Source organism: Aquirufa sp. TARAVU-A1A (assembly GCF_054558675.1).
The window spans coordinates 488909-502214 of record NZ_JBPXKP010000001.1; the positions used below are offsets into that span (position 1 = coordinate 488909).

Below are 13306 nucleotides of genomic sequence, written 5' to 3' on the forward strand. Positions count from 1 at the left end.
AGGTTCGCCCTAATTTTTTACGTGAATGACGGCTTTAACGATTTTTCTGGCCGGGTCATGAACGCTCGTGAACTCTTCACTTACCTTTTGCCATTCAAAATGATGTGTGATAAAGGGTTTTATATCAATTTGCTTCGACCGCAGTAAGTCCATGACATAGGAAAAGTCCTCGGTCGTGGCGTTCCTACTGCTCATTAGGGTCGCTTCGCGTTTGTGAAATTCTGGGTGAATGAATGAGATCACCTCTTTCTGTAAACCAATCAAAATGTATTGCCCACCGTGGGCAATTTTAGCAAAGCCCGACTCGATGGCTGCTTTATTGCCTGTTGCATCAATGACTGTTTGGTAATGTGTTTTTGTGGACGAACCGACGCCTAGATGCTCTTCACAAAATGCCAAACGCGATGCGTTCGGTTCGGAAACTTCTACATCTGCCCCTTGAATTTTGGCAAGTAAACAGGTAAATAAGCCAATAGGCCCAGCACCCATGACGAGCACCTTTTCGCCAGCTTGAATTTTTCCTCTTCGCAAGCCATGAGCGGCAATGGACAAAGGTTCCACCAGCGCAAGTTCCTCCGTAGAAAGCCCTTGCCCGGCTAAAATATAGCGGTCTTCCACGACGATGTATTCGCGCATACCGCCATCAACATGCACGCCAAAAACCTGCATTTTTTCACAACAATTTGTCTTTTCTTGTCGACATGCTCCGCATTCTCCACAATGAAAATAGGGGATGATTGTCACGAGCTCGCCCGTTGGAAATCGTTCCGACTCCACCACCTCCAAGGCTAATTCATGACCTAAAATTCTTGGATATTGAAAGAAGGGTTGGTTACCAGCAAACGCATGGATGTCGGTCCCGCAAATCCCTATCGCCTGCGTGCGTAAAAGAGAAAACCCGACAGGGCGGTGGGGAATTTCTGTTTCTTGTAATTCAAAACTTCCCGGTTGGGTACAAGTCCATTGTTGCATCAGGTTTCCAAAGGTTTAGATTTTTGAATTTAGTAATTAAAATGGAGTTTTAATGTTTAATAGTAGAGACGCGATACCTCGCGTCTTTTTTTTTACATAGACGCGAAGTATCGCGTCTCTACAGTTTTGCATGACGCGAGGTATCGCGTCTCTACTTGCATAACTGACTTACATCATTTTTGCCCTCCTCGCGTACTTTTACCTTTGCATGCTATGCAACAGGTATCACTCGACTTACTTCAAAAATACAATGTCCCCATCCCGCGGTATACGTCCTACCCGACGGTTCCGTATTGGGATGAGACAATAGATGTCGCCACTTGGAAATCTTTATTTACCCAACGCTTTAAGGAAAGCGGCGAGATAAGTCTATATCTGCATCTTCCTTTTTGTGAAAGTTTATGCACTTTTTGTGGATGTAATAAGCGCATCACGACGAACCATTCGGTCGAGGAAACGTATATGTTAGCCTTATTAAAGGAATGGGAAATTTACCGAGGCATGATGCCTCATAAACCTGTGATTCGTGAATTACATTTAGGTGGTGGTACGCCTACCTTCTTTTCGCCTGCGAATTTAAAGCATTTGATTGAATTTATTTTGGCGGATGCCGTGGTCCCGTCGGATCATGAGTTTGGATTTGAGGGCCATCCAAATAACACAACCCGCGAGCATTTACAAACCTTATTTGATCTTGGATTTAATCGGGTGAGTTTTGGTATGCAGGACAGTAATCCGGAAGTCCAAAAAGTAATTAATCGAATTCAACCCCATGCGCATGTTGTCCAAGTGGTTCAATGGGCGCGTGAGATTGGCTATGAATCCGTGAATTTAGATTTGGTCTATGGCTTGCCCTTGCAAACCTTGCCGCGTTTGGAAAAAACGATTCAAGATGCCTTAGAAATCAAGCCTGATCGTATTGCTTTCTATTCCTATGCACATGTGCCTTGGACGAGTAAGGCCCAGCGGCTCTTTGATGAAAATGATTTGCCGTCGGCGGATGAAAAAATGCACCTGTATCAGTTAGGAAAAAAACGATTCATGGAAGCAGGTTATACGGATATCGGGATGGATCATTTTGCCTTGCCCGGCGACTTGATGGTTCAAGCACATGAAGCAGGAAATTTGCATCGCAATTTCATGGGCTATACGGTCCAACAAACCGGCATGCTGTTAGGTTTAGGCGTCTCGAGTATCAGCGATATCTATTATGGATTTGCCCAAAATAAAAAGACGATTCAGGAATATTATGAACAGATTAATCAGGGCGAGTTAGCGGTATTTAAGGGCTATTTCTTGGATGAAGTTGATCAAAAAATGCGGCAATATATTCTCGATGTGGCTTGTCGGGGAAAGACTCATTTTGCTAAAGCGGATTTAGCATTACTCCGCCAATATACGTTTCATGAACTCGATGAATTGGCCTTGGATGAGCTCGTGACTTGGGGCGAGCATGGCTTGATCGTTACGGAATTAGGAAAACATTTCATTCGAAATATCTGCAAGGCCTTTGACCTCAAATTACTCTCGGCGGAAGTTCAGAAAAAGACATTCAGTCAGGCGGTGTAAAAATGAGGCGATTAATAAGTATAATCGACTCAAAATTTAACTATATTTGAGTCGATTAGCTAAATTAATCGCCTCACGATGTACAACTGGCAACGAGATTCCTGGCCTCATTTTGAATTTGACACGACTGCTATCGAGTCGCAAATCTTCGCGTTTATGCAGAAATCGGGGGAATTGAGCGGTAAATTAGCCGCTTTACCTCTGGTTGAGCGGACAGAAATGATGATACAACTGATGGTTTCAGAGGCGATGAAGACTGCTGAGATTGAGGGAGAATATTACAGCCAGTTGGATATCATGTCTTCGGTTCGCCGAAATTTGGGCTTAGCTACCCAACATAAGATCAAAAATAAACATAGCATCGGGCTTAGTGACATGTTGATGGATGTGCGAAATACCTACTATGAACCATTGACAGAAGCTCATTTAAAACATTGGCATCGTTTATTGATGGGAAGTTTTCCCGCGATCCAAGCGGGAGCATGGCGAACGGATGAAGCGCCCATGCAAATTGTTTCAGGATCAGTTGCTCAGCCCAAGGTTCACTATGAGGCACCTCCTTCCATTCGAGTCCCTAAAGAAATGGAACAATTTATAGCTTGGTTTAACGAATGCAATATAACGGCTGCACCCGTTAAGGCCGCAGTGGCCCATTTGTACTTTGAGGCAATTCATCCGTTCGAAGATGGGAATGGACGAATTGGTCGGGCCATTGTAGAGAAAGCGCTTTCTCAAGGTTTGCAGTGCCCTTTGCCATTTAGCGTTTCCAAGGCTATAGAGGCCAATAAAAAGGCATATTATCAGAGACTCCAACAAGCAGAAAAGAGTCTAAATATTACGGATTGGGTTACTTGGTTTATAACGATGTTGCTGGAGGCGCAAACTTATGCCGACAAAATGATTCAGTTTACTATTTCCAAATGGCATTTTTTTGCGGTATTTGAACACAAACTAAATATTCGCCAAAGTAAGGTTATTAATCGAATGTTGCTCGATGGACCAGATTCATTTCATGGGGGCATGAATGTGCGAAAATATGTGGGCATAACAGGAACCTCCAGAGCCACGGCATCGCGTGATCTTCAAGAGCTCGTTACTTTGCAAGTTTTTATGCCAGTAGGTGCGGGTAGGTCAGCGCGCTATGAGTTGGTTTTTTAATCAGTATTTTTTGTGCATTTTGCACTTTATATAGCGTAAGCCTCTAAACAAATTTACATGATACATACGATGCGTTGGTTCGGTCCAAACGATCCGGTTTCTTTGATGGATATCCGTCAAGCCGGTTGCACAGGAGTCGTAACCGCATTGCACCAAATTCCCGTGGGGGAGGTTTGGCCGATAGAAGCCATCAAAGAACGCATTTCCATCATCGAGGCAGGCAATCAAGATTGGACGCCTCTTCATTGGTCGGTGGTAGAATCTTTGCCAGTTCATGAGGGAATTAAGAAAGCCTTGCCGTCACGCGCGCAGCTTATTGAAAATTACAAGACATCTTTACGAAATCTAGCAGCTTGCGGCATCAAAACCGTATGCTATAATTTCATGCCCGTGCTCGATTGGTCGCGGACCAAATTAAACTTCGAGATGCCCGACGGCGCGCGTGCCTTACGTTTTGTTTGGACAGATTTTGCCGTATTCGATTTACATATTTTGCAGCGTCCGGGTGCTGCTTCAGATTACACGCCGACTGTTCAAGCAGCGGCTGCTCAGCGTTTCGTGACAATGTCTTCGGAAGAAAAAGAGGAATTAAAAAACACCGCATTATTAGGCCTTCCGGGTTCCGAGGAGGCTTTCCATTTAGCGAATTTCCAAAGTCTCTTAGATGAATACAAGGCTATTTCAGCGGATCAATTGCGCGAAAACTTGCATTACTTCGTTCGTTCCATCGCTCCTTTGGCTCAGGAATTAGGGATTAATTTATGCATTCATCCCGATGATCCTCCTTTCCCATTGTTGGGCCTACCTCGTGTGGTAAGCACAGAAGCGGATTTGGCGGCGCTTATGGACGCTTCCCCAGAACGTGCGAATGGTATCACTTTCTGCACGGGTTCTTTAGGCGTTCGGGCGGATAATGATTTGCCCAAGATGCTTCGTCGTTTCGCTGACCGAATTCATTTCTTGCATTTGCGCGCGACTTTCCGGGAGCAAAATGATCCTTTGATTTTCCACGAAGCGCCGCATTTAACGGGTGATGTAGATATGTTTGAAGTGGTCAAAGCGGTTGTCGAAGAAGAAAAAAGACGCGGAGGAGCGGAGATTCCGATGCGCCCAGATCACGGACATCAAATGTTGGACGATTTAAACAAGAAAACCTATCCGGGTTATTCGGCGATTGGCCGACTCCGTGGATTGGCTGAAATACGTGGACTTGAATTAGCGATTCGCTCTTTTTTAGCGGTGTTTTTTGTGGTTTGTAGTTTTGCGTTGAAGGCGGATGATGGCTATCGTTTATGGTTGAAATTTGACAAAGTAGCATCTGCTTCTCGTTATGCATCATATGCGCAATCGGTTTCATCGGAGTTTCCAACTTCACCGATAATAGAAACGGCGCGGAAGGAATTAAGTCAAGGTCTGAAAGGATTAACAGGGATTGCGCCTGCTGTGAAATCTACTGATGGAAGCATACAATTTGAGAAGGATGCTACGATTCCGGAGGAAGGGTTTGAGATTCAAGTGGATAAAAAAGTACAGGTAAAAGTGGAAGGCCTAAGTGTAGTGGGTCGGAAATATATACGAATCAAGGCCAGTTCTGACCGCGGCATTTTGTACGGGGTTTTCGAATTATTGCGCATGATTCAGCAGGAGAAGCCATTGGCAGATATCACATCCTCCCCCAAAGTCAAATTCCGCATGTTGAACCACTGGGACAACGTGATGGGCACGATCGAGCGCGGGTATGCCGGCGCATCACTGTGGAAATGGTACGAATTGCCGGAAACGGTGGACCCGCGCTACACGGATTATGCTCGGGCAAATGCGTCCATCGGGATCAATTCCGTGGCGATTAACAATGTAAATGCTTCAGCGAGGTTTATGACGCCGGAGTATTTAGCGAAGGTGAAAGTGCTTGCCGACGTATTTCGTCCCTATGGCATTAAGCTATTTTTATCCGTGAATTTTGCCTCGCCAAAACTGGTAGGCAAATTGAAAACTTCCGATCCTTTAGATCCTCAAGTGCGCGCTTGGTGGCAGGCGAAGACAAAAGAGATCTATGCGCAGATTCCGGATTTTGGCGGATTCCTAGTGAAGGCAAATTCAGAGGGAGAACCGGGACCACAGGAATTCGGAAGGACGCATGCCGACGGCGCGAACATGTTGGCGGAGGCCGTGAAACCTTTCAAGGGCATCGTCATTTGGCGGGCCTTTGTTTACGCCCCTAATCCGAATGGAGATCGTTTCAAAGAAGCGTATAATGACTTCAAACCTTTGGACGGGACCTTCGCGAATAACGTGATTGTTCAGGTGAAAAATGGCCCGATCGACTTCCAACCGCGGGAACCTTTCCATCCGCTTTTCGGTGCGATGCCCAAGACACCTTTGGCGCTAGAATTTCAAATCACCCAAGAATACACAGGGTTTAGTACCAACGTATTCTATCAATCGATCCTATTCAAGGAATGTTTGGATTCAGATACTTACCAAAATGGAAAGGGTTCTACTGTTGCCAAAGTCATCGACGGCAGCCTCGGAAACGAGCAAATTACCATGATGGCGGGTGTTGCAAATACGGGTTCGGATCGAAATTGGACGGGGCATTTGTTGTCGCAGGCCAACTGGTATGCGTTCGGGCGTTTGGCATGGGATCACACCCTGAGTTCTGAGCAGATTGCGGATGAGTGGGTGAAACAGACCTTAACGCGCGATGAGAAAGCAGCGAAAACGGCGACCAATATTCTGATGAAATCCCGCGATACCTATGTGAAATTTACGACACCATTAGGTTTGCATCATGTGATGGGCCAAAGCATTCACTGGGGACCGGAGCCTTGGTTGGAACGCAGTCAACGTCCCGACTGGACATCAATTTATTATCACCGAGCGGATTCGGTGGGCTTGGGTTTTGACCGAAAAGCATCGGGTAGTAATGCCTTGAGTTTGTATCATCCAGCGGTCGCTCAACAGTGGTTGGATCCAGCGAAAACGGATTTGAATTATTTATTGTGGTTCCACCATGTGGGCTGGCAGGAGAAATTGTCTACCGGCCGCACGCTTTGGGATGAATTCTGTTACCGTTCTAACACGGGTTTACAGGAAGTGAAGGATTTGCAAAAGGATTGGGATTCGCTGCAAGGCAAGGTCGATCCGGAGATTTTCGCGGATGTTCGTGGGAGATTGGCGGCGCAGCAAAGAGAGTCGGTCTTGTGGCGCGATGCCCATTTATTGTACTTTCAAACCTATTCAAAATTGCCGATTAGCTACGGGACGCCGGCGCGGACTTTGGCAGAAATAAAAGAAATTGTACGTATATACCAACTGAAATAAGATGCAACAACCATTTTCATTGCAAGGGCGCGTGGCGCTCATCACGGGCGGCGGAACCGGAATCGGATTCGATATTGCCAAATGCTTTTTAGCCTCCGGAGCGACGGTCGTGATCACGGGTCGGCGGGAAGATGTGCTGAAAGAGGCGGTTGCCAACTTAGGTTCAGGGGCGCATTATGCGGTGAATGATGTTTCAGATTTGAGCAAAACATCACAGCTGGTAACGGATCTAGTGGCAAAACACGGTGGAATAGACATACTTGTCAACAATGCGGGAATCAACATGAAACGCCCGGCGGTGGAAGTTTCGGATAATGATTTTGCGAATATTATTAATGTGAATTTGAATGCGGTTTTCTCCTTAACACGGGAAGTAGGGAAACATATGTTGGAGCGAGGTAAAGGATCTATCATCATGATTTCTTCGATGGCGGCATACTACGGAATCGATCGTGTGGCAGCTTATGCATCTTCTAAAACCGGTATCTATGGTTTAGTGCGCGTGCTCGCTTCCGAGTGGTCGGGCAAAGGCGTTCGTGTGAATGCGATTGCCCCTGGATTTATCGAAACGGCGATGAGCAGAACCGCGATGAATTCGGATCCGGATCGTAAACACAAGGCGATGGATCGCACGCCGATGGGCTATTTCGGAAAACCCGAGGATATCGGTTGGGCTGCGGTTTATTTAGCTTCCGATGCAGCAAATTATGTGACAGGCGTCTCAATCCCGGTTGACGGCGGGAATTCAATCGGATTCTAATGAAAGGAAATTACCGCTGGGTGGTGGTCGCCCTCTTGTTTTTTGCAACAACGATTAATTATTTGGATCGCCAGGTGATCGGCTTGTTGAAGCCCACGCTGGAAAAAGAATTGAACTGGTCGGAGACCGATTACAGTTTCATCGTCATGTGTTTCACGGCTTCCTATGCGATTGGCTTGTTGGCCTTTGGGAAGGTAATCGATAAGATTGGTTCCAAAATGGGTTATGCCATTTCGATTGTGATTTGGTCTTTTGCGGCGATGGCGCATGCTTTGGCGAAAACTTCGTTTGGTTTCGGTGCGGCACGTGCGGCATTGGGAGCAGGCGAGGCGGGGAATTTTCCGGCGGCGATTAAGACGGTGGCCGAGTGGTTTCCGAAAAGAGAAAGAGCTTTAGCTACTGGGATATTTAATTCCGGGGCAAATATCGGAGCCATGGTGGCGCCTATTATGGTTCCTTGGATTTTGGGAGCGTATGGATGGCAAGAGGCCTTTATCATTACCGGTGCGATTGGCTTTGTGTGGTTGGCTTTATGGTGGGTGTTTTATGAGATTCCTTCGAAACACAAATCCGTAACAACGGAAGAGTTAGCGCATATTCAAAATGTGGAGGAGGATGTGACAGAAGTCGCACCCATCGCTTGGGGAAAATTATTTGGCTACCGCCAAACCTGGGTTTTCATCGTAGGCAAGTTTTTCACGGATCCGATCTGGTGGTTTTTCTTGTTCTGGTTGCCCTCATATTTTTCAACGACCTTTGCTTTGGACTTGAAAAAGCCGAGTTTACATTTGGCGATCTTGTTTACCTGCACGTCGATTGGTAGTATTGGCGGAGGCTATATTTCGGGGTATTTCATTAAGAAAGGTTGGCCCGTGTACAAGGCGCGGAAGTATTCGATGTTCTTTTTTGCACTATGCGCTGTGCCGATTATCGGGGCTCGTTGGGCGACGGATATTTGGCAGGCCGTATTTTTAATTAGCATTGCAGCATCGGCGCATCAGGCGTGGTCGGCGAATATTTTTACGACAGTATCGGATATGTTTCCGAAACATGCGGTTTCTTCCGTTGTGGGGATTGGTGGTTTGGCGGGTTCGCTGGGCGGGGTGATTTTTCCTTACATTATCGGCGTTGTTTTGGATGCATACAAGGCAGACCAGGCTTTGTCGGCCGGATATAATGTTATCTTTGTGGCTTGTGGCTGCGCCTATTTATTTGCGTGGTTATTGATTCATGTTATTTCGCCCAAAATGGAGGCGGTTAAATCGTAGACCTATGAAAAAATTATTGATTGCATTAGTGGCACTTTCTTCGAGTGTATTCGCGCAGGAATCGCATCATCCATTGGAAGGAGCTTGGGATTTACATGTTTCTATGGAAAATCGTAATGGGGGAGTTTCGACGGCTCCTTCTTGGTTAGAGGTTCGTCATTCCGGTTTAAAGACCTTAACGGGTCGCTTTGTGGGAGATGGCGGTTCAGCAAGACCGATTTCGGAAGTGTTTTTCAAAGATGGGCATGTGTCGTTTAAGATTCCGCCACAATGGGAAAAGGATGAGTCGTACATGAGTTTTGATGGAGACTTGAAAGATGGAAAATTGTCGGGGACTATCGTTAAACCCAATGGCAAGTCGATGGCCTTTACGGGAGTTCGTGCACCTTCCTTGTGGAGATCGGCGGAACCGGTTTGGGATAAGCCCATTAATTTATTGAATGGCAAAGATTTAACCGGTTGGCATTCGCTGGGAACTAAACCCAATCAATGGGTGATGGAGCAAGGGGTGATGAAGAGTCCAGCATCGGGGGCTAATATTTGTACAGATGAGAAGTTTACAGATTTCAAATTGCATGTAGAGTTTCGCTTGCCGCCAGGGAGTAATAGTGGTGTTTATCTCCGTGGACGTTATGAGGTACAGGTGGAAGATAGCTTTGGCAAAGCACCTTACAGTATTTATTTAGGTGGTATTTATGGGTTTATAGATCCTTTGATTCAGGCGGCGAAACCTTCAGGAGAATGGCAGTCGTATGACATCACGCTGGTAGGGCGTAAGGTTTCCGTGACCTTAAATGGCCAAAAAGTGATTGTAGATCAGAACATTCCGGGAGTAACGGGAGGTGCGATGGATAGTGATGAGGCCGCACCAGGGCCGATTATGATACAAGGAGATCATGGACCTGTCGAGTATCGAAATATCGTGCTGACACCAGCGAAATAAATGAAAAGGCCCTCCGCAAGAAGGGCCTTTTTTATTAGAATGAAACGCCTAATTGAACGGCTAGAGCTGCTGAAATCGGCTTATCGGCTCCTGTTCTCACAGGCAGTGGAATCGCGATATAATAATTACTTAACTTATTTTTCTTGAAGACCTTCGTGAAAACGGGGGTAATTCCATAGCGGCCGCTGGTTTCGAAAGCTGCGCGTCCTGCGAAGGTAAATGTAGGCGTAAAACGATATAAAATTCCGGGGTGCAAGGTGAAATTTGTCATTTTGTGCGAACCATTTTCGTTTTTGATGGTTGGATAGGCCTCAAATGAAAAACCGATTTTATTCGTTTTCCAGATGTTGATAGCTACCGGGAAACTGACTGTATAGGAGTTATTGAAATTATACGTGGCGTTACCATCACTTAAAGTAACGAGCGCGTGAACGATTCCGGCGTGGCCGGTGATTTTCGGAAATACCTCTTGAGCCTGGAGTAGGTATGGAGAAGCCAAAACGAATAATAGTAATTTTTTCATAAGTCAATTGATAAAAATACAAAATCTATCATTTTTATAGAGTTTGCAAAACTAGCTTCATTTGCTTTAAATGCAAATTTTTTCTTCTTTTTTCTTCACTCAAGAATTTTTTTTAAATTTTTTATTTGTATTTAATCGGGATGCTTTTTACTTTTGCCAAACAATCTACTAAATCGGTAGAGTTTATAGTATAAAGTAAAATATAATACTCTGAGTATGAATAAGTTTTTTACCCTCCTATTAATCCTGTCCGTATCGGCAGCTACAACCTTTGGCCAACAAGTTAAATCGACCATCAATTCTACCTTAAGTGGACAGGTCTTGGATGAGAAAACCAAAGAGCCCATACCAGGTGTTTCATTATTTATCAAAGGCACAACGCACGGTGTCATTACGGATGCCGAAGGACATTTTTATTTCCAAACGGGACAAAAATTTCCCTATACCCTGATCGTTAGTTTCGTGGGATATCAAAAACAAGATTACATCGCGGAAGGAACTCCCGTGACGATTTACTTGAAAGAGGAGGCGAAGGAATTAGAGGAAATCGTGGTGACCTCACGTCGGAGAAAAGAAGCGGTGCAAGATGTTCCTATTCCAATTACCGTAATAGGTGGTGCGAAAGTAGCAGAGACAGGTTCATTTAATGTGAACCGTTTGAAAGAATTCATCCCATCGGTTCAATTGTATTCTTCGAATCCTCGTAATACTTCCTTAAGTATTCGCGGCTTGGGAACCACATTTGGTTTAACAAATGACGGTATTGACCCAGGCGTAGGATTTTATGTGGATGGGGTTTATTATGCGAGACCAGCAGCCACAACGATGGATTTTGTGGATATCGAACAAGTGGAGGTTTTGCGTGGGCCACAAGGAACGCTTTTTGGTAAAAATACGACGGCGGGTAACTTTAATGTAACGACAAAAAAAGCAAGCTTTACGCCGGGTGCCAATTTCGAAATGAGTTATGGTAATTACGGTTTCATTCAGGCGAAGGCGAGTATTACGGGGCCGCTTTCCAAAACTTTAGCTGCCCGAATTTCCTTCTCTGGAACGCAGCGGGATGGGTTATTGTACAATGTTGTTTCCCAACAAAAAGTGAATGACTTAAATAATTTAGGTGTCCGTGGACAGTTATTATTTGTGCCTTCAGAGAAAGCGAAGTTTACCTTGATTGGGGATTTTACGGAACAAAGACCGAACGGTTATGCACAGGTTTTTGCGGGAGTTGCGCCTACCTTACGCGCATCATACCGACAATTTGAGAACATCATCAAAGACTTGAATTATACGCTGCCAAGTCGTAATCCATTTGATCGATTGATTGATCATGATACGCCTTGGCGCTCGAATCAAGACTTAGGAGGTCTTTCTTTAACGGCAGATATTCAGGTCGGACCTGGTACCTTAACATCGACGACTGCTTGGAGATATTGGAATTGGGATCCATCGAATGACCGTGATTTTACAGGATTGCAAGCGTTGAAATTATCTCAAGCGCCTTCGAAGCACGAGCAATGGTCTCAAGAGCTTCGTTGGGCGGGGACATTTTCTTCTAAATTGAGTGCTGTATTTGGGGCCTTTTTGTTTGGCCAAAATTTGAAATCCTCTCCGGATCAAACGGAGGAAGGCGGCTCTGCCACGTGGCGATTTAACCAAAGCACAACAAGTGCACTTTGGAAAACGCCGGGTCTTTTCGAAGGTTATGGAATTAAGACACGTTCGAATTTGAACACCCTTTCTGCCGCCGTTTTTGGTCAATTGGATATTGCATTGACAAACAAAATCAGCTTGATGCCAGGTATTCGCTACAATTATGATGCGAAAGATTTGACCTATAGTCGGACGACTTATGGTGGTTTACAAACGACTGATCCGGCGTTGATCGCCTTGAAAAAATTAGTGTATTCAGACCAGGCGTTTAATGCTGATGTATCTGATCGCAACTTCTCTGGACAAGTGACTTTAGCTTACAAAGCTTCGAAAAACTTTAATTCATTTGCGACCTATTCGACTGGATACAAGCCGGTAGGGTTGAATTTAGGGGGCTTGCCTACCTTGAATGGTCAACCGATGTTAGACTTAGCGACCATCAAACCAGAGGCTACGAAGCATTTCGAAATTGGCTTTAAAACGCGCCCTAGTGTAAATACTACCTTTAATTTAACTGCCTACAATACGGAAATTACCGATTACCAAACCTTAGTTCAAACGCCAGATCCGGCTGTTAACCGCGGTTATTTAGCGAATGCGGAAGGTGTTCGAGTACGTGGTCTTGAAGTAGATGGAACGGTAAGTTTGACAAAGCATTTCTCGTTTTATGGTAACTTAGCTTATACCGAGGCGATTTACACGACATTCAAAAATGCCCCAGTTCCTTTAGAGGAAACAGGAGGAACGGCTTTTTTTAAAGACATCTCTGGACAAGATTTGCCAGGGGTTTCTAAATGGGCAGGTTCATTTGGTGGCGAATTTACTTCTGTAGCTAAATTATTAGGCCAAACGGGGGAATTCTATATCGCTATTGATGATTATGTTCGCTCGGGTTTCTCTTCGAGTCCTACGCCTTCCAAATATTTAAATGTGGAAGGATATTCATTATTGAATGCCCGAATCGGCTTCCGGTCTGTAAAAGGTGTGAGTATCTCTGTATGGGGACGTAATGTCTTGAATCAAAACTATTTTGAGCAATTATTACCTGGAGCAGGGAGTGCTGGGCAATATGCGGCTGTTTTGGGCGATCCAAGAACGTATGGCATCACTTTGCGCCACGCACTTTAAATGATTTT

Annotated in this window: 9 protein-coding genes and 1 pseudogene; 8 read left to right on the plus strand and 2 right to left on the minus strand. The window is 45.2% G+C overall.

The annotated features are described in order from the left end of the window. Positions 1–9 precede the first annotated feature (9 nt). Positions 10–972 (minus strand): zinc-binding alcohol dehydrogenase family protein, encoded by a 963-nt coding sequence (locus V7S75_RS02340; RefSeq protein WP_459511082.1) that lies wholly within the window; start codon positions 970–972, stop codon positions 10–12. A gap of 213 nt (positions 973–1185) precedes the next feature. On the opposite strand from V7S75_RS02340, the gene hemN reads away from it, so the two are divergent. The 7 genes and pseudogenes from hemN (at position 1186) to V7S75_RS02375 (ending at position 9994) form a co-directional block, all read left to right on the plus strand. Continuing rightward, complete coding sequence (gene hemN, locus V7S75_RS02345; protein WP_459511083.1) at positions 1186–2541, plus strand: oxygen-independent coproporphyrinogen III oxidase; 1356 nt, start codon at positions 1186–1188, stop codon at positions 2539–2541. 78 nt (positions 2542–2619) lie between these two features. Then, positions 2620–3699 carry a Fic family protein gene (locus V7S75_RS02350; protein WP_459511084.1) on the plus strand — a complete coding sequence of 360 codons (1080 nt, stop codon included), beginning with the start codon at positions 2620–2622 and terminating at the stop codon, positions 3697–3699. A gap of 57 nt (positions 3700–3756) precedes the next feature. Then, a pseudogene (uxuA, locus tag V7S75_RS02355) lies at positions 3757–4935 on the plus strand (mannonate dehydratase); the annotation flags it as partial. 12 nt (positions 4936–4947) lie between these two features. Beyond that, positions 4948–7023 carry an alpha-glucuronidase family glycosyl hydrolase gene (locus V7S75_RS02360; RefSeq protein ID WP_459511149.1) on the plus strand — a complete coding sequence of 692 codons (2076 nt, stop codon included), beginning with the start codon at positions 4948–4950 and terminating at the stop codon, positions 7021–7023. A gap of 1 nt (position 7024) precedes the next feature. After that, entirely contained in the window at positions 7025–7783 is a 759-nt protein-coding gene (locus V7S75_RS02365) for an SDR family NAD(P)-dependent oxidoreductase (RefSeq protein WP_459511085.1), read from the plus strand. Further along, entirely contained in the window at positions 7783–9051 is a 1269-nt protein-coding gene (locus V7S75_RS02370; protein ID WP_459511086.1) for an MFS transporter, read from the plus strand. The genes V7S75_RS02365 and V7S75_RS02370 overlap by 1 nt, the downstream gene beginning before the upstream one ends. A gap of 4 nt (positions 9052–9055) precedes the next feature. After that, complete coding sequence (locus tag V7S75_RS02375) at positions 9056–9994, plus strand: 3-keto-disaccharide hydrolase (protein ID WP_459511087.1); 939 nt, start codon at positions 9056–9058, stop codon at positions 9992–9994. 34 nt (positions 9995–10028) lie between these two features. Here the strand turns inward: V7S75_RS02375 and V7S75_RS02380 are convergent, their stop codons facing one another. Next, positions 10029–10517 (minus strand): hypothetical protein, encoded by a 489-nt coding sequence (locus tag V7S75_RS02380; protein WP_459511088.1) that lies wholly within the window; start codon positions 10515–10517, stop codon positions 10029–10031. Positions 10518–10733: 216 nt separating this feature from the next. Between V7S75_RS02380 and V7S75_RS02385 the strand changes: the two genes are divergently transcribed. Next, a complete protein-coding gene (locus V7S75_RS02385) occupies positions 10734–13298 on the plus strand; it encodes a TonB-dependent receptor (RefSeq protein WP_459511089.1) in 2565 nt (854 codons plus the stop codon). The last annotated feature ends 8 nt before the right edge of the window (positions 13299–13306 follow it).

Coding starts and splice junctions, on each gene's coding strand:
- V7S75_RS02350 (WP_459511084.1), top strand. CDS start 2,620: ATGTACAACTGGCAACGAGATTCCTGGCCTCATTTTGAATTTGACACG.
- V7S75_RS02365 (WP_459511085.1), top strand. CDS start 7,025: ATGCAACAACCATTTTCATTGCAAGGGCGCGTGGCGCTCATCACGGGC.
- V7S75_RS02370 (WP_459511086.1), top strand. CDS start 7,783: ATGAAAGGAAATTACCGCTGGGTGGTGGTCGCCCTCTTGTTTTTTGCA.
- V7S75_RS02375 (WP_459511087.1), top strand. CDS start 9,056: ATGAAAAAATTATTGATTGCATTAGTGGCACTTTCTTCGAGTGTATTC.
- V7S75_RS02340 (WP_459511082.1), bottom strand. CDS start 972: ATGCAACAATGGACTTGTACCCAACCGGGAAGTTTTGAATTACAAGAA.
- V7S75_RS02385 (WP_459511089.1), top strand. CDS start 10,734: ATGAATAAGTTTTTTACCCTCCTATTAATCCTGTCCGTATCGGCAGCT.
- V7S75_RS02380 (WP_459511088.1), bottom strand. CDS start 10,517: ATGAAAAAATTACTATTATTCGTTTTGGCTTCTCCATACCTACTCCAG.
- hemN (WP_459511083.1), top strand. CDS start 1,186: ATGCAACAGGTATCACTCGACTTACTTCAAAAATACAATGTCCCCATC.